Origin of the sequence: Erythrobacter sp. (genome assembly GCA_019739335.1) — a bacterium.
Lineage (GTDB): Bacteria > Pseudomonadota > Alphaproteobacteria > Sphingomonadales > Sphingomonadaceae > Alteraurantiacibacter.
Window position 1 is genome coordinate 2,914,157 of sequence record CP073261.1, and the last position, 19,345, is coordinate 2,933,501.

Here is a 19,345-nt window from a genome sequence, read left to right on the forward strand (position 1 = left end):
ATCTAGGCCACCAGCCCCAGCGGTGCCTCGACCAGTTCCTTGAATACCTTCATCAATTGCGCGCCGTCCGCGCCGTCGATGGCGCGGTGGTCGAAACTGCCGGTGGCGCTCATGACGGTGGCGATCTGGAGCGCGTCGTCGATCACGTAGGGGCGCTTCTCGCCCGCGCCGATGGCCATGATCATGCCCTGCGGCGGGTTGATGACGGCTTCGAACTGCTTGATCCCGAACATGCCCATGTTGGAGAGGCTGGCAGTGCCGCCCTGGAACTCATGCGGGGCCAGCTTGCCTTCCTTGGCGCGACCGGCAAGGTCCTTCATCTCGGTGCTGATCTTGCTGATCGACTTGGCTCCCGCATCGGTGACAATGGGAGTGATAAGACCGCCGGGAATGCTGACGGCCACGGAGATGTCCGCGCGGCTGAACTTGAGCATCGTATCGCCCGCAAACTGCACGTTGCAGGCGGGCACCAGCTCCAGCGATTTGCCCAGTGCCTTGATCAGCATGTCGTTGACCGAAAGCTTCACGCCCTGAGCTTCGAGGGCCTTGTTCAGCTCCCCGCGCAGCTTGAGCATGGCATCGAGGCGGATATCGACCGTGAGGTAGATATGCGGAACGGTCTGCTTGCTCTCGGTCAGCCGCTTGGCGATGACCTTGCGCATGGTGGAAAGCTTTTCGACCTCGTGCGGAATGCCGAAATCGTTGGCGGCGACTGGGGTGGGTGCTGGAGCACTTGGGGCAGGCGTTGCGCGCGGCGCTTCGACAGGCTCAGCGCGAGCGGAGGTGATGGGTTGGACGTTTTCGACGTCCGCCTTGACGATCCTGCCATTCGGGCCCGTGCCTTTCACCTGCGCAAGGCTCAACCCCTTCTGCTCGGCAATCCGCTTGGCCAAGGGCGAGGCAATGACCCTGTCACCTTCATCCGCTCGCCCTGAGCCTGTCGAAGGGCTTGGAGCAACCGCAGCCATTGGCGCCACCGCCTTCACAGCCCCACCCGGCGCATTCTCGATATCCGCCTTGACGATCCGCCCTTCGGGCCCGGTGCCCTTCACGCTGCCCAGATCGACGCCCTTCTCTTCCGCCAGCTTGCGGGCGCTCGGAGAAATCTTGATTCCGTCATCGGAACTGGTGGCAGGTTCCGCAGCCGCAGCTGGCGCTGGAGCCGAAGCATCCTCGCCCTCGACCGTCAGCGTGGCAATCACCGTGCCGACCTTCACACCTTCGGTTCCCTCGGCCACTGCGATCTCGGCGATTACGCCTTCGTCCACCGCTTCGAATTCCATCGTCGCCTTGTCGGTCTCGATCTCGGCCATGATGTCGCCGGAGGAAACGCTGTCGCCCACTTTCACCAGCCAGCGGGCGAGCGTGCCTTCTTCCATCGTCGGGGAAAGCGCGGGCATCTTGATGGCAATCGGCATGGGCGGGGCAGGCTCCCTCGGCAGGAAATTGCAGGAATTGGATCGTGGAGGCTCATTGGCCAAAATCGTCTCGCGGGGCAAGGTGTCTTGCTTATCCCTCGCAAAGGCGGGTAATCCAAGCGCGGGGGGCTTGGGGGCCGGGGAAATAGGAATGCGCGTCTATCTGGTCATCATCGATGAAACCGACGAGGCGCGCGTAGCGCTGCGTTTCGCCGCCCGCCGTGCGGCCAAGACCGGCGGCATGGTGAACCTGCTGGCGCTGGTGCCAAAACAGGCGTTCAGCGCATTTGGCGGAGTGCAGGCGACCATTGAGGAAGAAGCGCGCGACCGGGCTGAAGTGCTCGCAAACAGCGCGGCAGGCGAACTGGCCTACGAAAGCGGGAAAATGCCGCAGATCGCGGTGCGCGTAGGGGACGGCAAGGGCGTGATCGCCGAATACCTCGAGGACCATCCCGAAGTGGCGGCACTGGTGCTGGGTGCAGCAGCGGAAGGCGCACCGGGACCGCTGGTGACGCACTTTTCCACCCATGCAGGTTCTCTGAGTTGCCCGCTGTTCATTATTCCAGGCGGACTTTCCACCGAAGAGATCGACCGGCTGAGCTAGCGTTTCTTGCCTCGCCCCTGGTGGCGGATATTTCCGGGCCTGCCACGCTGGCCGACTTGATGCTTGCCCTTGTGATCCTTGCGCGGCCTTTCGCGTTTTTCCGGGCGAGCTCCGCGAGGTTCGACACGCTGGTTCCCCCCACCATCGGGCAGCTCGAATTTCAGCGCCCCGGTGAGCGGGTTGGCCTCGCCGAGCCGCAGGTCGAGCAGATCGCCGACGGTGTAGCGCGTCCCGGTCTGCTCGCCGACCAACACGCGCGCGTTCTCGTCATAGCTGAAATATTCGCGCCCCAGCGTGGAGATCGGCACCAGTCCGTCCCCGCCAAGCCCGACAATGGTGGCGAAGAAGCCGAACTTCTGCACTCCGGTGATGCGCGTCGGGAACACCTCGCCCACCCGCGCGGATAGCCAGGCCGCGACATAGCGGTCGATGGTGTCGCGCTCGGCTTCCATCGCCCGGCGTTCGGTCAGGCTGATGGCATCGGTGATCTTGCCCAGATCCTCGCGGTCCCTGTCGGCCAGTCCACTGGTCGGCGGCAGGTTGCCCTTCGGGCGGGGCTGCTCCAGCGCGAAGGCATCGACCAGAGCGCGGTGCACCAGCAAGTCAGCATAACGCCGGATCGGCGAAGTGAAATGCGCGTAGCTCCCCAGCGCCAGCCCGAAGTGTCCGGCATTGGCGGGGCCGTAATAGGCCTGCGTCTGGCTGCGCAGCACCGCTTCCATCACCAGCGCCTTTTCCGCCGGATCGCCGATGTCTTTCATCATCCGGTTGAACAGCCCAGGTGTAACGACCTGCCCCAGTGCCAGGTTCTTGCCGATGGAATCGAAATACTCGCGCAGGGCGATCAGCTTCTCGCGCGTCGGCGGTTCGTGGATGCGATAGACGATAGGCTGCGCCTTGCTTTCCAGCGCTTTCGCCGCCGCGACATTGGCCGCGATCATGAAATCTTCCACCACCCGATGCGCATCGAGCCGTTCGCGCAGGGCGATCTCGGTGATCTGGCCCTGCTCGTTCAGCACAACGCGGCGTTCGGGCAAGTCGAGATCGAGCGGATCACGACCGGCGCGCGCATCGGCGAGCAGTTTCCATGCGGCCCAGAGGTTTTGCAGGTGTTCGGGCGCATCGCCTGCGTCGATTGCAGCCTGCGCGTCCTCATAGGCAATGTTATGCGCAATCCTCACCGTGGCGCGAGTGAAGCGCCATGACGTCACCTGCCCCTTCCCGTCGATTACGAGGTGGCAGGCCATCGCCGCGCGGTCCTCGCCTTCTTTCAGCGAGCAGACATCGGCGGAAAGCACTTCGGGCAGCATCGGCACCACGCGGTCCGGGAAGTAGACCGAATTGCCGCGTTTGCGCGCTTCGCGGTCGAGCTTCCCGCCGGGGCGGACATAGTGCGAGACATCGGCGATGGCGACCACGGCGCGGAAGCCGCCCGCACCATCGGGTTCAGCCCAGATCGCATCGTCATGATCGCGCGCGTCGGCGGGATCGATGGCGACGATGGGAAGCGCGCGCAGGTCCTCGCGGTGCTCCTCACTCAGCGGCAGTTTCGCCGCCAGTTCGGCTTCGTCGAGCACCTCCTGCGTGAACACGTTGGGGATGCCGTACTTGTGGATCGCGATCAGGCTGTAGGCGCGCGGCGCGAGCGGATCGCCGAGAACTTCGATCACCTTGACCCCGGCATGACGCCCGCGCCCGGTCGGTTCGGCCAGCACCAGTTGCCCGGCTTCGGCCGCGCCGCGATCGACCACCTTGGCGGAGGTTCGCACCCGCTTGTCCACCGGGGCGAGCCAGGCCTGACCGCTGGCGTCGATCTCGATCACGCCGAGCATAGCGCCTTCTTCGGCAGGCAGTTTCTTCATCGGATGGGCGATCCAGCCCTTCCCCGCTTCCTCGGTGCGCGCGAGGATCCGGTCACCCTTGCGCAGGGCGGCCTGTTTCTTCTTCTCGATCACCCGCAGGCGCGGCGGCGGGGTTGGCCCTGAGCCATCAGAGTCGGGCTGCCAGCTTTCGGGAATGGCAACCGGTTCGCCCTCGTCGATCTCGACGATCCGCAGCACGGTGACTTTCGGCACGCCGCCCATGCGGTGGAAAGCGCTTTTCCTTCCGTCGATCAGGCCTTCTTCTGCCATATCCTTCAACATCGCCTTGAGCAGGATCTTGTCCTGCGCCGCCAGCCGGAAATGCTTGGCGATCTCGCGCTTACCGACGGGGCCATCGGCGGTCTTCACGAATTCGAGCACTTGCTCCTTGCTGGGCAGGCCGAGGGGTTTGCGCGTGGCGGGGCGTTTGTTCATGCGCCGCTATATGGGGCTTTACTCGGCGCTGTCGACCGGCAGTGGGTAAAAGTCCCCGCCCGGCACGGCGCTGGCGACCGGACTTTCGGCCCCGTCCGCCGCCACCGCGCTGACGCCGAAGATCCAGTCGTCGCCGCGATCGGGGGACAGCGTCAGGCTGTTGAGGTCCGCTCCGGGATCGCTGACCAGCGTGTCGCGCAAGGTCCAGTCGCGCGCGTCGGTGGCCCGGCGCCAAACGTTGTAGCTGGCTGCACCTTCCACCGGCAGCCACTCGAGCAGCACATCGGCGCGCACCACGCCGTCCATCTGAACCACCGGCGGCATCGGCGCACGGGCGAGTGCGTCGGCGGCGGCAATGTTCAGGCGGGTGACGCTGGCGAGATAGGCGAAGTCCATCTCGTCTGCCGTATCGCCATAGGTCACCCCGTTCTCGACCCGCAGGTCCTGATGCTGGTGTTCGTAATCCTCGATGGCGACCGAGAAGCGGATCGCCGGGAAGCCGGCTTCCAGAAACGGGATGTGATCCCCGCCCCGCCCCATCCGGTCACTGCGCCAGACCTGCCGGACGTCGAGTTCCTCCGCGCCATTCTCTGCAAGACTATCGACCCAGCGCGAGAGATTGCGGCTCGGGCTGTCGTTGCCGCCGCCCATGCTACGCATCCGCGCGCGCGTTGCGTCATCGGCGTCGGCGCGGGTGCCTTCGGAGAAGACCCGCACGTGCGCGGCATCGCACACACCGTCGCTGCCGCAGGACCCGCCGACAATATCGTTGTTGAGCACGGCTTTCACCGTCCAGCCTTGCTCGCGCGCATATTCGGCCAGCAGGCGTCCGCCATAGAGTCCCTGCTCCTCACCGGAGAGCAGCGCATAGACGATGGTGGTCGGGAACTGCCGCTCGCTGAGCACTCGCGCCGCTTCCAGCACCAGCGCCGAACCGCTGGCGTTGTCGTTCGCGCCGGGGGCTTCGACTTGCGCGTCCATGACGTCAGACCCGCGACTGTCTATATGGCCCTGGATGATGACCACTTCATTCGGCCGCTCGCTGCCCCACTGGATTGCCAGCGCATTGCGGATCAGCACCGGCTCGGGAATTCGCCGCCCCGTAACAGTGCCCTCAATGAACCGTGTCTCAAGACAGCCGCCGCAGGCTGCACTGGCCTCGTCGAATTCGCCCCTCCCCCAAGCCAGCGCCGCACCGATGCCGCGTTCCGGATCGGTCTGGCTGGACAGCGTATGGCGAGTACCGAAGCCGACCATCGTTTCGACATCGGCTTGCAGGCGTTCCTGCGAAACGGGCGTCTCCTGCGCGAGAATCGGTGAGGACAGGACGGTGGTGGCCAGAGCGGCAGCGGGGAGGAATTTCAGCATGTTGCAGGAGTTACCGATTGCCTGCCGTTTGGCAAGCTGGGCGATTGCAGGAGTAACCAATTCGGGGTAATTCTGACCGCGTGATGGCCGCTCGGCCACAACGGGGGAATCATCGATGAAGCACTTCGCCTTGGCATTGCTGGCCACCACCGCGCTCGCCGCACCCGCGCAGGCAGCAGACGTCTACGGCCTGTTCGGCCCGATCATGCACGACCCCTCCCCCGGCCAGATCGCCGAGCGGTGCGATTATTATCTCAACCAGATCGATCTGCGCCGCGATGCGCTGGCAGGCGATGCCGACGCGGCCACGGTTCCCAACACGCTCGAACGCTTCGATGACATTGTGGCGCTGAGCCAGGGCGCAGGCGGCGAGATGGAGCTCTACCAGCAGGTTCTCGCCACGCCGGAAGCGCGCGCTGCCGGGGGCGAATGTTCGGTGCGGATCGCCTCGCTAAACAGCGAAATCGGCCTGTCGCGGCCGATCTTCGAACGGCTGTCGGCGCTCGATGCCTCCGCAGAGGACCGCGTGGTGCAGGATTACCTGGCCGAAACGCTCGCCACTTTCCGCCGCTCGGGCGTGGCGCTGGACGATGCGGGCCGCGCGCGGGTGCAGGAAATCAACGGCGAGCTGGCGGAAATCACCACCGTCTTCGCCCGCAACATCGCCGAAGATGTGCGCACGATCGAAGTGTCGCCCGCAGAACTGGCGGGCCTGCCGGACGATTTCATCACCTCGCGCGAAGTCGGCGCGAACGGGATGATCACCCTCACCACCGCTTCCACCGATTACCAGCCGGTGATGACCTATGCCGACAGCGACGATCTCCGCCGCCGTTATTCGGAGCTGTACGGCCAGCGCGCATACCCGATGAACGAGGAGCCGCTGCGCCGCATGTTCACTCTGCGGCAGGAGCTGGCAACGCTGACCGGCTACCCGAACTATGCCGCCTGGCAGTTCGAAAACCGGATGCTCAACACGCCGGAGCAGGTCACCGACCTGATCGCCACCACGGTCGAGGCAGCGCGCCCGGTGGCCGAGGCCGACTACGCGCAGACACTGGCGGTGCTCCAGACCATCGATCCGGCGGCGACCCGGATCGAACCGTGGCAGGTCGGCTGGCTCTCCCCCAAGGTGCAGCAGGCGAATTACGATTTCGATCCGCAGGAAGCGCGCCAGTATTTTGCCTATGACAACGTGCGCGACGGCATCTTTGCCCTCACCCAGCGGCTGTTCGGCGTGGAAGTACGGGCCTGGGATACGCCGCTGTGGCACGAATCGGTGGAAGCTTTCGAACTGGTTGAGAATGGCGCAGTGATCGGGCGCTTCTACCTCGACAGCCACCCCCGCCCCGGCAAGTACACCCATGCCAATGTCGTCCCGCTCTATCCCGGCGATCCGGATGGCGGCGTGCCGGTGGCGGCGCTGGTGCAGAACCTGCCCCGCGGCGATCATTCCACCGGGCTTATGGAGCACGGGCAGGTCGAGACCTTCCTCCACGAATTCGGCCACATCCTCCACGTGATGTTCGGCAATGCCCACGAATACACCGGCAGCGGCGTGTTCGGGGTGGAGTGGGACTTCATCGAAGCCCCGTCGCAGATGCTGGAAAACTGGGTCTACGATTACGATACGCTCGCCACTTTCGCGGTGAACGCGGAAGGCGAGACGATCCCGCGCGATCTGGTCGAGCGGATGAATCGGGCGCGCTATTTCAACCAGGGCATGGGAGAAATGACACAGTTGGGCCTGAGCAACGTGTCGCTCAACTTCTACACCCGGCCGGTGCCTGCGGATCTGGGTGCAGCGACGCGCCAGTGGCGCAACGAATACAGCCTCATCCCGGTTTCCGAAACGTCCCAGATGCAGACGAGTTTCGGCCACCTCGATGGCTATGGCGCTGCGTATTACACTTATGGCTGGAGCCGGGTGATCTCGACCGACCTGTTCAGCCGCTTCCTTGCGGAAGGGATCACCAATCCGGAAACCGCCAGCGATTACCGGACGCTGATACTGGCGCCCGGCGGCACCAAACCGGCGGCGGAACTGGTGCGCGATTTCCTCGGGCGCGACATTTCGCTCGATGCGTTCCGTGCCGAGCTGGAGCGGGGGCTGCCGGAGGAATAGCCGGGATCAGGCGGCCGGGGGCAGGCCATACGGGTTGGTGCCTTCCTGCGACTTCATGATGCCAAAGACGATAATCACGAGGTAGCCGAGCCAGCCGACATAGTTGAGCGGATCGCCGGCGACCTCTCCCTGCATCGCCTGCAATTCCGCTGCCGATTGCGCGGAGAGCATCATCTCGCGGACCTTATCGACCGAACCGATGCTTGCCCACAGTGCAGCGGCTTGCGTTACCAGCGGAATTGCAGCCCAATATCCCGGCTGGCCGACATCGTGCAGGCGGCGAACGAATGACGCCACCAGCAGCAATGCAGTAAGGGCGGCAGTGGCGACCGAAATCCAGACTGTAGCGGCAAGGCCGTCCGCCATGCCCGCCATCATCTGCGCCTCTAGCTGTGACGGATCCGCCCCGGACTGCGCGGCTTCGAAGGCCGATCCCATCCCAGAGGCCAGCAGCGGCACGCTGGCCAACATTCCCACCACGAATTGCGCGATAATCAGGAACAGCACATACCACCAGAAAGTGGGCCGGGCGTCGCGACCGGAAAAAAACGGTAAGATGCGTCAGGTTATGCTTGATAGCGGGTATCAGTTCCATTGCCCCGTCCCCCTCCGTCTTGCGCCGTCAGTAAGCGCGCGCGACGAATATCCGCTCCACTGCTGGTGCGCCAGTGAAGATACACCGACCTTCGGCAGGAAGGGCGTGCATTGGCACGTTGCGGAATGTGAGCTTGTGCGCTTTCAGCTGTTCTTCGACCGCCTTCAAACCCTCACCGGTAGGCTTCGACCACTGTACCTCGACCCAGCCGGGATACTTGCGATCCCCGCCGAAGTAGGCGGCGAGCGCGTCGAGATCGGTCATGTCGCGGACGATGTTCGCATCGCGCCGGTCCTGCGCCTCGGTGAATAAGGCGTTCTGGATATCTGCGAGGATCGAAGGAACGGTTTGCACCGCAAGTTCACGCGAAGGGGCTTGGAACGCCGGCTTTCCGGTTGCCATATCCCACAGCGCATCGCGGCGCAGCAAGCTGACCACTCCATTTTCCATATCGCGCGATCCGACTTCGATAATCACCGGCGCACCACGCCGCACCCAGTCCCACCGCTTGGCGGCGGCCTTGCCAGGCCGGGTGTCGAGCAGCACGCGCAGGGGTTCGCCCAGCGCCGCCTGCCCGGCGAGCATGGCGCGCAGTTCCTCGCACCACGCCAGCAAGGCATCGTCTTCCGGCCTTTCGCGCAACATCGGCAGGATCACTACCTGCTGGGGAGCGAGCGCGGGGGGCACTCGCAGTCCGTCATCGTCGCCATGCGCCATGATCATCGCGCCGACCATGCGGGTGGAGACGCCCCAGCTGGCGGTATGCGCCAGCGCCTGCGCGCCTTCCTTGTCCTGATAGCGGATGTTCGAGGCCTCGGCGAAGCTGGTGCCGAGATAGTGGCTGGTACCCGCCTGGAGCGCCTTGCCGTCCTGCATCATCGCTTCGATCGACCATGTCTCGCGCGCACCGGGGAACCGCTCGTTCTCCGGTTTCTCGCCCGCGATCACCGGCAGGGCGACGTCTTCCTCGGCAAAGGCGCGGTACATTTCCAGCGCGCGCATGGTTTCCGCTTTCGCCTCTTCCGCAGTGGCGTGGGCGGTGTGGCCTTCCTGCCAGAGGAATTCGCTGGTGCGCAGGAACATCCGCGTGCGCATTTCCCAGCGGACCACGTTTGCCCACTGGTTCAGCTTGAGCGGCAGGTCGCGCCAGCTCTGCACCCAGCGGCTCATCGCGTCGCCGATGATCGTTTCGGAGGTTGGCCGCACGACCAGCGGCTCTTCCAGCTTGGCGGAGGGATCGGGGATCAGCCCGCCCTTCCCGTCCGCAATCAGCCGGTGATGGGTAACGACTGCCATTTCCTTGGCAAAGCCTTCAACATGCTCGGCCTCGCGGGCGAAATTGGCGAGCGGGATGAACAGCGGGAAATAGGCGTTCTGGATGCCCGCAGCCTTGATACGGTTGTCGAGCAGCCGTTGCATCCGTTCCCAGATGCCATAGCCCCACGGCTTGATCACCATGCAACCGCGCACCCCCGATTCCTCTGCCATGTCGGCAGCGGCGATAACCTCTTGGTACCAGGCGGCAAAATCGTCCTCGCGCTTGGTATTCAGGGCGTGGCGGATGGCGGACATCGGGTGGCTTCCTGTCTGGATGGAACGGAAGCAGCCCCCTTGCCGCCGAGATGGCAGCCTGTCGAGACTTGTGTCGTGAACTCAGAACGAAATACCGCGCGAGACTACTCGCCCAGTTTGTCCAACTTGCGCTGCATTTCCGCCATCTGTGCTCGCAGTGCGTCGATATCCTCGCCGCCCTTGCTTTCACTCGCCGTTGGCGCAGGCGCGGGACCATTGCCCCCTGCACCCGGCATGAAAGCCTTCGCTGCAGCCTGGAACATCGCCATGTTGGTTTCGGCCATCCGGGTGAAGGCATCGGGGCCGATACTGGCCTTGAACGCGTCCTGCAGCTTGCTCTGGTTGGTCTGGAAGTTGGCCATCGCCGCTTCGAGATAGGGAGGCATCATCGCCTGCATCGAATTGCCGTACATCCCGATCAACTGGCGCAGGAAGCTGACCGGCAGCATATGTTCGCCGCTCGCTTCTTCCTCCATGATGATCTGGGTCAGAATCGAATGGGTGATATCGTTGCCCGTCTTTGCATCGAGCACCTGGAAATCCACACCCTCACGCACCATCACCGCCAGATCGTCCAGCGTGATGTAGCTGGAGGAACGGGTGTTGTAGAGCCGACGGTTGGCGTACTTCTTGATGATGACCGGTTCGGAGCCTTTGTCAGCCTTATCGGCCATGGATAATACCTCTGTTCGGGAAATCCCACCTTAGCACTTGCAGCAATGAGTTTGCAATTGCGGTAAAGAGATGAGCTTAATTTCGCGCAAAGCGCTGGCCGAGTACGGTAAGCAGCTCGTATTGCGAGAGGCCGCTGCGTTGCGATACGCTCTGCAAATCGAAAGGCAAGTCTAGGAAATCGCCTTCCTTTATGCCGCTCTCTCCCGCATCGACAACGATCATGTCCATCGATACGCGGCCGATGACCGGGAACATGCTGCACCCATGCTGCAACGCACATCCCGGGCCCATCTGCCGCAACAATCCATCGGCATAGCCGATCGAGACGGTGGCAGCCCGGATCGGGTGGTTTGCCGTCCATGTTGCATTGTAGCCAACCGCATCGCCGGGCGAGAGATTGCGCAACTGGATCACCGCTGCCTGCGGAAAGGCGACCTGTCCGATTTTACCTGCCAGTGAAGGATTTGGAATGCCGCCGTAGAGCGCGATACCGGGTCGGGTCAGGTCGAAGTGATAGTCCGCCCCCAGCATGATCCCCGCAGAATTGGCGAGGCTCAGCCGCCGCGCTTTCACAAGCCCAGCGGCATCGCGGAAAGTAGCCAGCTGTCGGGCATTCTGAGGGCTATCCTCATCTGCCGAGGCAAGGTGCGAGAGCAACGTATCTACCTCCAGCGCCTGCACTACCGGATCGGATAATTCGCCCGGAGCCAGACCCAACCGGTTGATCCCGCTGTCTACCATCAAATGGCAGGTCCCCCCGCCACTGGCGTTCCAGACTTGCGCCTGCTGCAGCGAATTGATGACCGGCCGCACACCTGTAGCCCGCGCATAGCCCGCCTCCGCGCCATTACGGACACCGTGGAGCAGGGCAATAGCATCGCCGGGCACATGGGCCAGCACGGCGGGAACTTCGCTCCAGTGTGCCAGGAAGAACTGCCGCGCCCCGGCATCGCGCAATGCAGGCACTACCGCGTCCACGCCCAGACCATAGGCATTGGCCTTGACCGCCGCGCCAGCACTGGCGTTGCCCGAAAGCCGATCCAGCGCCCGCCAGTTGCTTGCCAGCGCATCCTTGTCCACCCGCAGGCGCAGGCTGCGCTGCGGCGGATCAGGCAGGATCATCGGCAAAATCTCGCGGCGGGCCGTTCGGCAGGCCCCACCATGCAACCACCACCCCGAAGGCAACCACCGCCCAGGTGTACCACAAGCCCGAGTAGACATCCCCTGTCCGGGCCACGATGTATCCGGCGATCAGCGGCAGGAACCCACCGAGATAGCCCGCGCCAATATGATAAGGAATCGACATCGAGGAGTAGCGGATCTTGGGCGGGAACATCTCCGCCAGCAGCGCCGCCACCGAACCGTAGGTCAGCGCCGAAAGCGCGCCCAGAACCAGCAGCAGGCCGATAATGCCGAGCACGCGGGTTAGCGGCGGAGACTGCCGTTCGAAGTCGTACCCCGCCGCTTCCAGCGAGCCACGGATGATCTCGCCGCGCTCGTCATCGCCCAGATCGGTGTAATCGAGACTGAAATCGCCGATGGTCACTACCGAACCTTGCGCTGCCTGGTCCTGAAGTGTGTATGGCACACCAAGCGCGGTGAGATCCTGCAACACCCGCCCGCAAGCGGTCGCCTGCCTGTCAGCGAACGGATCGAATTCGCAAGCCGCCCCGCTCACCGAAACGGGCGCTTCCGCCGCTGCCCGCTGCAAGCCTGGATTGGCCAGTGCGCCCATGCCCCAGAAAATCGGAAACAGCAGTACCAGCGTCAGCAGCGCGCCGATCACGATCGGCTTCTTGCGCCCGACCCGGTCCGACCATTTGCCGACGACCAGATAGAAGCCCATCGCTATCAACCCGGCCACCAGCAGCACCAGTTCCACCGTGCCTTCCTCCATCCGCATCGGTCCGCGCAGGAACGACAGGCCGGAGAAAAAGGCGGTGTACCAGATCGTCGTCAGAATGCCGGTGATACCAAACAGCGCGACGAAGATGCGTTTCTTGTTGCCCGGATAGGTGAAGCTCTCGACAAACGGATTGCCGGACATTTCCCCCGCTGCCTTCATCGCCTGGAACACCGGGCTTTCGGACAATTTGAGCCGCATCCAAAGCGAAATGCCGAGCAGGATCAGGCTGAGCAGGAACGGAATGCGCCAGCCCCATGCGGCGAAATCTTCTGCCGGGATCAGCGCCCGGCAAGTCACCACCACAAGGATGGACAGCACGAAACCGCCGACTACGCTGGCTTGGATGAAGCTGGTGTAGAACCCGCGCTTTTCCGGAGGGGCATGCTCTGCGACGTAGATCGCCGCGCCTCCATACTCGCCGCCCAGCGCCAGCCCTTGCAGGATACGCAGGAACAGAACGATCAGCGGCGCGACGATGCCGATGCTGGCTGCAGTCGGTACCAGCCCTACGCCCGCCGTAGCCACGCCCATCAGCGTGACGGTAACGAGGAAGGTGTATTTCCGCCCCAGCTTGTCGCCCAGATAGCCGAACAGGATCGCACCCAGCGGGCGAAATCCGAAGCCGACCGCGAACCCGGCCCAGACCAGCAGCAATTGCAGCGTTTCGTTATCTGACGGGAAGAACGCTGCGCCGATGAGTGCCGCGAGCGTGCCGTAGATGAAGAAATCGTACCATTCGAAAATCGTCCCCGCCGAACTGGCGGCGATGACGAGGCGAATTTCCTTTGCGCTCGGTTCGCGGATGTCCTGTGCGGCCTCGTCTGCCATGCGCTCCCCCGGTCGATTGAGCTATCGCAACTAGCGCGGCGATGGCAGGCTGGAAAGGGCTTCGACTGCCGCCTTCCACGGCAACAACATTGCCCCATGCCGCCCGCGAAAATCACGCGCCGGAGCGATCAGGCTGATGTCGGGCCAATCGGGTTGCGGGCCGTCGCTTTCGAGCCATGCCTGCATCGCGGCATACATGGCCGCGATTTCGCCAAGCGATTGACCCGCGGCATGACGAGCGAAAATGGCGGCAGAGGCCTGACCGACGGCACAAGCCCGCACCCGGAGGCCGAGCTCCGTGATGGCTCCGGCGGCATCGGCGCACAGATCGAGATCGAGCGTGGAACCGCAAGTGACCGAGCGCGCCGAACCGTGCAGCGGTGCACCGGCCAGTGCCGGATAACGCGCCAACTCGACCGCAGCAGCCAGCATTTCGGGCGTGTAGAGCTTCTCCGCGCTCACTCTTCGTCCGCGATGGCGGCTTCTTCGGCCAGCACCTGCGCCCTGCGCGCTTCGATCATCTGCACCATCGCCCGCGAACCGGCGTCGACGAGCTGATAACTCCGTGCTTCGGAAATCCAGAGTGGCCTGCCAGTCGCACCCCAGATCGTGTCGTAACCCAGCACCAGCAGCGAGAAGGCGATCACGACGATGATGACACCCTTCACCGCCCCGAAACCGAAACCGAGCACGCGGTCGATCGGGCCGAGTACCGAGCTTCGCGATTTGCGTCCTGCGACGCTCGCGATCAGTTTCATCGCCGCATAGGGGATCAGCAGCAACAGGGAAAACGCAAGGATGCTGGCGGTGACCGGCGAACCGATGAATTCGAAGATCGCTGCAGTCAGGTCGGTATGCAGGAAATAGATTGCCAGCACCGCCAGCACCCAGGCGGCGAGCGACAGCACTTCCTGCACGAATCCGCGCAGGAAGCCGCCTACCGCGCCGACCCCGACGATCAGCAGCACGATCAGATCAAATCCCGTCATCGCTTACGTAACTATGCCGAGGCCATCACCCGGTCAACGAGCGAGGCGACACCGCCGATTTCGGTGTAGCCGATTTGCTTCACTTCGCGCCCCCCGTCCACCGGCCCGCTGGCGCGCTTGAACCCCAGCTTGGCCGCCTCCCGCAGCCGCAGGGCCGAATGCGCCACCGGCCGCACTTCGCCCGAAAGCGCCACTTCTCCCAACCAGATAGCATCGGCTGCAAGCGGCCGGTCCGCCAGCGCGGAGATCAGCGCAGCGGCCACCGCAAGGTCCGCCGCCGGATCGGATAGGCGATAACCGCCCGCGACATTGAGATAGACCTCGGCTGTGGAAAAGCTCAACCCGCAGCGCGATTCGAGCACCGCCAGCAGCATCGCCAGCCGCCCGCTGTCCCACCCCACCACCGCGCGGCGCGGGGTAGCGCCCGATTGCAGCCTCACGATCAGCGCCTGGATTTCCACAAGCACCGGCCGCGTCCCCTCGATCGCCGGGAACACCGCGCTGCCCGCAATTGGCTCCTCCCGCCCCGACAGGAACAGCGAGGACGGGTTCGCGATTTCCGCCAGCCCGTGCCCTTCCATCGCGAATACACCGATCTCGTCCACCGCGCCGAAGCGGTTCTTGAGGCTGCGCAGGATGCGATACTGGTGGCTGCGCTCGCCCTCGAAACTCATCACTGTATCGACCATGTGTTCGAGCACCCGCGGCCCGGCGATGCTTCCGTCCTTGGTGACATGGCCGACCAGCACCAGACAGGTGCCGGTTTCCTTGGCGTAGCGGATCAGTTCGAACGCGCTCGCACGCACCTGGCTGACAGTGCCGGGAGCGCCCTCGATCATGTCCGAATGCATCGTCTGGATCGAATCGACCACCAGCAGGTCGGGCGCTCCGCCCTTCCCCAGCGAGGTCAGGATATCGCGCACCGAGGTCGCGGCGGCCAGCTTCAAAGGCGCATCGGCCAGCCCGAGCCGCTGCGCGCGAAGCCGCACTTGCCCGGTCGCTTCCTCTCCGCTGACATAGACGACCTCGCCGCCCGTCCGCGCGATCGCGGCGGCGGCCTGCAACAACAGGGTGCTCTTTCCGATTCCCGGCTCCCCGCCCATCAGGATCGCGCAGCCGGGCACCAGGCCACCACCCAGCGCCCGATCGAACTCGGCGATGCCGGTGCTGCGGCGCACGAGCGGCACGGTCGGCGCATCGAGCGATTCGAACATGATCGCGCGGCCCCCGCTGGCGAGGTGGTGCTTGGCGGCAAAGGCGGTTTCGGGAACGTCCTCCACCAGCGTGTTCCACTCGGCGCAATCTGGGCATTGCCCCTGCCAGCGAGAGGCAATGCTGCCGCATTCGGTACAGACGTAACGCTTCTTCGGCTTGGCCATGCAGCCCGACTAACCGGAACAGATTAAGAACACAAGCGCGGTTCACAACGGCGGATAGCCAGCTTCCCGCTCTAGGCAGGCAAGCGCACATCTGCCAGTCATGTCCCCCATGCGGCAGAAGGAACTGAGGATTGCGCTGGTCTGCTATGGCGGGGTGAGCCTGGCGGTTTACATGCATGGCGTCACCAAGGAGATCTGGAAACTCGCCCGCGCCAGTCGCACCTTTCACGCCAAGCCGGACGAGCTGGAGACCGGGGTGGAAGCGGTCTATCTCAAGCTGCTGCGGCGGATCGAGCGCCACTATTCCCTGCGGCTGCGGATGCTGCCCGATATCGTCACCGGGGCGAGCGCGGGCGGCATCAATGCGGTGTTTCTCGCGCAGGCTATCCACTCCGGACAGAGCCTGGAGCCGCTGACCGAGATGTGGCTCGAGAACGCCGATGTCGACAAGCTGGTGGACGAGGAAGCACGCCCCTGGTCGGTCATTGCTGCCAAGCCATTCATGCGGCCGTTCGTCTGGTATCTCACCAACCGCCCGGGCAATGCCGTGAGCGAAAGCGTGGCGGTGGAAACCCGCGCCGAAGTGCGCCGCAAGCTGTCGAACCTCGTGCGCGGGCGCTGGTTCGAACCACCCTTCTCCGGCCCCGGCTTCACCGATCTGCTGCACGATGCGCTGTGCGCGATGGAGACGGGCGCGGCGGAGGAGCCGCTGTTGCCGCCCGGCCATCCCCTGGACCTCGTAGTGACTGCCACCGACTATCGCGGCCACCGCGAAATGCTCCGGCTCAACAGCCCTCCCGTCGTGGAGGAAAGTGAACACCGCATGCCGATCGCATTCCGTTCGCATGCGCCCGCTGCCGGAGGGGAAGGTCTGGCGCATCTGTGTGAATTGACCTTTGCCGCACGCGCCACCGCCAGCTTTCCCGGTGCCTTCCCGCCGATGCAGGTGAGCGAGATCGACCGGCTCTATCCCGGCGAATGGCACAGCCGCGATGCCTTCCTGCGGCGCGTGATGCCGACCCATGTCGAACGCGCAACTGTCGAGCATGTCGCCCTGATCGATGGTTCGGTGCTCGTGAACGCTCCGTTCGAGGGAGCGATGGCGGGGCTTGGCGCACGCCCCGCGCAACGCGAGGTGGATCGTCGTTTCGTCTACATTGACCCCACCCCGCACCGACGGATTGCGACAAGCGGCGAGGCCGTCCGCCCTGTCGGATTCTTTTCCGCAATTGTCGGTTCGCTTTCGACCATTCCGCGTGAGCAGCCGATCCGCGACAATCTGGAATCCCTGGAACGGCAGACCCGCGAAGCCCACCGTTTCCGCAAGCTGGTGGCCGCACTAAGACCCGAAGTGGATAGCGCCGTCGAAAAGCTCTTCGGGCGCACCTTCTTCCTCGATCACCCCACTCCCCCCAGGCTGGCCACATGGCGCGCGCGTGCGCAAAATGCCGCGGCAGAGCAGGCGGGTTACGCATTCCAATCCTATGCACAGGCGAAACTGGCGAGCATTGTGGAGCGGATCGCCGAGCTAGCACACAATTCCACGCCCTATATGCAAAGGCCCGAAGTCCATACCATCTCCGCGCGACTGCATGAGGCCGTGGAGGCGCGTGGGCTTCACAGCCTGAGCGCACCGGGCGGCGGCGCGAGCGAAGCGGCAATCCACTTCCTTCGCGATCACGATCTCGCTTTCCGGATCCGCCGCCTGCGCTTGCTCGCGCGGCGGCTTTCGCGGGAATGGGATGCGGATCCCGAAATCCCGGACAACGATCTGGAGGCCGCACGCGAGCAGGTCTATCTCGCACTGGCACTATACCAGCAGCGGGAAGAGCCTGAAGGCCTTGGACCCGATTTCCCCGCCATCGCCGCTTCTGTCCTGGATGATCCGGAGAACTTGCTCGACACATTGGCCGAACGACGCGCGCTGCGTGAAACCGATACCGAGGCCGAGAAGATCATCTCGGAAGCACTGGAGGCCATGCCGAAGGACCTGCGCCGCCGCGCACTGCTGACCTATCTCGGCTTCCCCTTCTACGATGTCGCCACCCTGCCCCTTCTGCGCAACGAGGGGCTGACCGAATACGATCCGGTGAAGGTCGATCGCATCAGCCCGGACGATGCCCGGTCCCTGCGAGAAGGCGGCACGGCAGAGACCCTGCGCGGGACCGAATTCTTCAACTTCGGCGCCTTCTTCAGCCGCGCCTATCGCGAGAACGATTACCTTTGGGGCCGCCTGCACGGGGCGGAGCGGATGATCGATCTGGTATGTTCGACGGTGCCCGGCGGGTTCGACGATACCGAGCTCCTGTCCTTCAAGCGCGATGCCTTTCTGGCGATCTGCGACGAGGAGGACGGGCGCGGTCTGTGCAGCGCGAAGTTGGTGGCGGAATTGCGGGCGGAGATACTGGCGAAGCTCGGTTAGGCAGGCCTAACCCCCGAACGCTTCCTTGATCTTCTCGAAGAAGCCCCGGCTTTCAGGGCATTCGTCACCCGTCTCGGTCTCGCGGAATTCACGCAGGATTTCTTTCTGGCGCGTAGAGAGTTTGGTCGGCGTTTCCACCTGCACTTCCACCACCAGATCGCCGCGCCCCCGCCCTTGCAGCACTGGCATACCGGCGCCGCGCTTGCGCAATTGCTTTCCTGACTGGATGCCGGCGGGAATGTCGATGGCGTGGGTTTCCCCGTCGAGACCGGGAATTTCGATGGTGTCGCCGAGCGCTGCGGTGGTGAAGCTGACCGGCACGCGGGTGAACAGCGAGGTTCCCTCCCGCTCGAACACGGTGTGCGGTTTCACATGGATGAAAATGTACAGGTCACCCGCCGGTGCCCCGCGCGGCCCGGCCTCGCCGCGGCCGGAAAGGCGGATACGGGTGCCGTTGTCCACCCCTGCGGGCATCTCGACATCGAGCGTCTGCACCGTGTCTACCCTGCCCTCACCGCGGCAATTGCGGCAGGGGCTTTCAAGCACTTCCCCCGCGCCGTGGCAATTCGGGCAGGGGCGCTCGATCACGAAGAACCCCTGCTTGGCGCGCACCTTGCCCGCGCCGTGGCACAATTCGCAGCGGCGGCGCGAAGTGCCCGGTTCCGCGCCTGAGCCCGAACATGGCTGGCAGGCAGTGGAGACTTCGACTTCGATCTGGCTCTGCTTGCCGTGGAACGCCTCTTCCAGCGTCACCTGCATGTCGTAGCGCAGGTCCGCCCCGCGCCGGGGACGCGCGCGACCGCCAGCGGCACCGCCACCGAAGGCACTGCCGAAAATCGTCTCGAAAATATCGCCGATATCGCCGAAATCCTGCTGCCCGCCGCCGCCGTTCTGGAAGGCGGCGTGACCAAAGCGATCATAGGCGGCCCGCTTCTGCGGGTCCTTCAGCACATCGTAGGCGGCGCTGACCGCCTTGAACCGCGCTTCCGCCTCGGCATTGCCGGGGTTGCGGTCAGGGTGAAATTCCATCGCCAGCTTGCGATAGGCAGCCTTGAGCACTGCGCCATCTGCATTGCGGGCGACACCGAGTACTTCGTATAGATCGACTTCAGCGGACATTCGCGATTCCCCAAAGCATTCCGCCACCGGCGCGCGGGGCGTCGGTGG

Annotated in this window: 15 protein-coding genes; 3 read left to right on the plus strand and 12 right to left on the minus strand. The window is 64.2% G+C overall.

The window, feature by feature from the left end; translation table 11 throughout:
• Positions 1–2: 2 nt before the first annotated feature.
• Positions 3–1,418, minus strand: a complete 1,416-nt coding sequence (locus JY451_14285) for a 2-oxo acid dehydrogenase subunit E2 (protein ID QZH74800.1) — start codon at positions 1,416–1,418, stop codon at positions 3–5.
• 151 nt (positions 1,419–1,569) lie between these two features.
• On the opposite strand from JY451_14285, the gene JY451_14290 reads away from it, so the two are divergent.
• Positions 1,570–2,022: a universal stress protein gene (locus JY451_14290; GenBank protein ID QZH74801.1), complete on the plus strand. Its 453-nt coding sequence runs from the start codon at positions 1,570–1,572 to the stop codon at positions 2,020–2,022.
• Here the strand turns inward: JY451_14290 and JY451_14295 are convergent.
• Together JY451_14295 and JY451_14300 are read right to left on the minus strand one after the other, a co-directional pair.
• Complete coding sequence (locus tag JY451_14295; protein ID QZH74802.1) at positions 2,019–4,319, minus strand: VacB/RNase II family 3'-5' exoribonuclease; 2,301 nt, start codon at positions 4,317–4,319, stop codon at positions 2,019–2,021. The genes JY451_14290 and JY451_14295 overlap by 4 nt on opposite strands.
• Before the next feature lie 18 nt (positions 4,320–4,337).
• Entirely contained in the window at positions 4,338–5,687 is a 1,350-nt protein-coding gene (locus tag JY451_14300) for a M20/M25/M40 family metallo-hydrolase (GenBank protein ID QZH74803.1), read from the minus strand.
• Between the two features lie 115 nt (positions 5,688–5,802).
• On the opposite strand from JY451_14300, the gene JY451_14305 reads away from it, so the two are divergent.
• Positions 5,803–7,812 carry a Zn-dependent oligopeptidase gene (locus JY451_14305; GenBank protein ID QZH74804.1) on the plus strand — a complete coding sequence of 670 codons (2,010 nt, stop codon included), beginning with the start codon at positions 5,803–5,805 and terminating at the stop codon, positions 7,810–7,812.
• A 6-nt stretch (positions 7,813–7,818) separates the two neighbouring features.
• Here JY451_14305 and JY451_14310 read toward each other — a convergent pair whose 3' ends face one another.
• From JY451_14310 to radA, 8 genes are all read right to left on the minus strand, one after another.
• On the minus strand, positions 7,819–8,319 hold the full coding sequence (locus JY451_14310) for a DUF805 domain-containing protein (GenBank protein ID QZH74805.1): 501 nt from the start codon (positions 8,317–8,319) through the stop codon (positions 7,819–7,821).
• A gap of 115 nt (positions 8,320–8,434) precedes the next feature.
• Positions 8,435–9,979 (minus strand): proline--tRNA ligase, encoded by a 1,545-nt coding sequence (locus tag JY451_14315; protein QZH74806.1) that lies wholly within the window; start codon positions 9,977–9,979, stop codon positions 8,435–8,437.
• A gap of 104 nt (positions 9,980–10,083) precedes the next feature.
• Positions 10,084–10,653, minus strand: coding sequence for a polyhydroxyalkanoate synthesis repressor PhaR (gene phaR / locus JY451_14320; protein ID QZH74807.1), 570 nt, complete (start codon positions 10,651–10,653; stop codon positions 10,084–10,086).
• 76 nt (positions 10,654–10,729) lie between these two features.
• Entirely contained in the window at positions 10,730–11,776 is a 1,047-nt protein-coding gene (gene alr / locus JY451_14325) for an alanine racemase (protein ID QZH74808.1), read from the minus strand.
• A complete protein-coding gene (locus JY451_14330; protein QZH74809.1) occupies positions 11,763–13,388 on the minus strand; it encodes an MFS transporter in 1,626 nt (541 codons plus the stop codon). Before JY451_14330 ends, alr begins: the two co-directional genes overlap by 14 nt.
• 30 nt (positions 13,389–13,418) lie before the next feature.
• Positions 13,419–13,820, minus strand: coding sequence for an iron-sulfur cluster assembly scaffold protein (locus tag JY451_14335; GenBank protein QZH76746.1), 402 nt, complete (start codon positions 13,818–13,820; stop codon positions 13,419–13,421).
• A gap of 26 nt (positions 13,821–13,846) precedes the next feature.
• Positions 13,847–14,377, minus strand: coding sequence for a CvpA family protein (locus JY451_14340; protein ID QZH74810.1), 531 nt, complete (start codon positions 14,375–14,377; stop codon positions 13,847–13,849).
• 11 nt (positions 14,378–14,388) lie between these two features.
• Positions 14,389–15,756 carry a DNA repair protein RadA gene (radA, locus tag JY451_14345; protein ID QZH74811.1) on the minus strand — a complete coding sequence of 456 codons (1,368 nt, stop codon included), beginning with the start codon at positions 15,754–15,756 and terminating at the stop codon, positions 14,389–14,391.
• 109 nt (positions 15,757–15,865) lie between these two features.
• Between radA and JY451_14350 the strand changes: the two genes are divergently transcribed.
• Positions 15,866–18,178, plus strand: coding sequence for a patatin-like protein (locus tag JY451_14350; GenBank protein QZH76747.1), 2,313 nt, complete (start codon positions 15,866–15,868; stop codon positions 18,176–18,178).
• 6 nt (positions 18,179–18,184) lie between these two features.
• Here JY451_14350 and dnaJ read toward each other — a convergent pair whose 3' ends face one another.
• Positions 18,185–19,297 carry a molecular chaperone DnaJ gene (gene dnaJ / locus JY451_14355; protein ID QZH74812.1) on the minus strand — a complete coding sequence of 371 codons (1,113 nt, stop codon included), beginning with the start codon at positions 19,295–19,297 and terminating at the stop codon, positions 18,185–18,187.
• Between the last annotated feature and the right edge of the window lie 48 nt (positions 19,298–19,345).

Bases quoted from the DNA above. Each gene is read 5' to 3' on its own strand.
- radA (QZH74811.1), bottom strand. From the start codon at position 15,756: ATGGCCAAGCCGAAGAAGCGTTACGTCTGTACCGAATGCGGCAGCATT.
- JY451_14350 (QZH76747.1), top strand. From the start codon at position 15,866: ATGCGGCAGAAGGAACTGAGGATTGCGCTGGTCTGCTATGGCGGGGTG.
- phaR (QZH74807.1), bottom strand. From the start codon at position 10,653: ATGGCCGATAAGGCTGACAAAGGCTCCGAACCGGTCATCATCAAGAAG.
- JY451_14285 (QZH74800.1), bottom strand. From the start codon at position 1,418: ATGCCGATTGCCATCAAGATGCCCGCGCTTTCCCCGACGATGGAAGAA.
- JY451_14300 (QZH74803.1), bottom strand. From the start codon at position 5,687: ATGCTGAAATTCCTCCCCGCTGCCGCTCTGGCCACCACCGTCCTGTCC.
- JY451_14340 (QZH74810.1), bottom strand. From the start codon at position 14,377: ATGACGGGATTTGATCTGATCGTGCTGCTGATCGTCGGGGTCGGCGCG.
- JY451_14330 (QZH74809.1), bottom strand. From the start codon at position 13,388: ATGGCAGACGAGGCCGCACAGGACATCCGCGAACCGAGCGCAAAGGAA.
- JY451_14290 (QZH74801.1), top strand. From the start codon at position 1,570: ATGCGCGTCTATCTGGTCATCATCGATGAAACCGACGAGGCGCGCGTA.
- dnaJ (QZH74812.1), bottom strand. From the start codon at position 19,297: ATGTCCGCTGAAGTCGATCTATACGAAGTACTCGGTGTCGCCCGCAAT.
- alr (QZH74808.1), bottom strand. From the start codon at position 11,776: ATGATCCTGCCTGATCCGCCGCAGCGCAGCCTGCGCCTGCGGGTGGAC.
- JY451_14295 (QZH74802.1), bottom strand. From the start codon at position 4,319: ATGAACAAACGCCCCGCCACGCGCAAACCCCTCGGCCTGCCCAGCAAG.
- JY451_14315 (QZH74806.1), bottom strand. From the start codon at position 9,979: ATGTCCGCCATCCGCCACGCCCTGAATACCAAGCGCGAGGACGATTTT.
- JY451_14305 (QZH74804.1), top strand. From the start codon at position 5,803: ATGAAGCACTTCGCCTTGGCATTGCTGGCCACCACCGCGCTCGCCGCA.
- JY451_14335 (QZH76746.1), bottom strand. From the start codon at position 13,820: ATGCTGGCTGCTGCGGTCGAGTTGGCGCGTTATCCGGCACTGGCCGGT.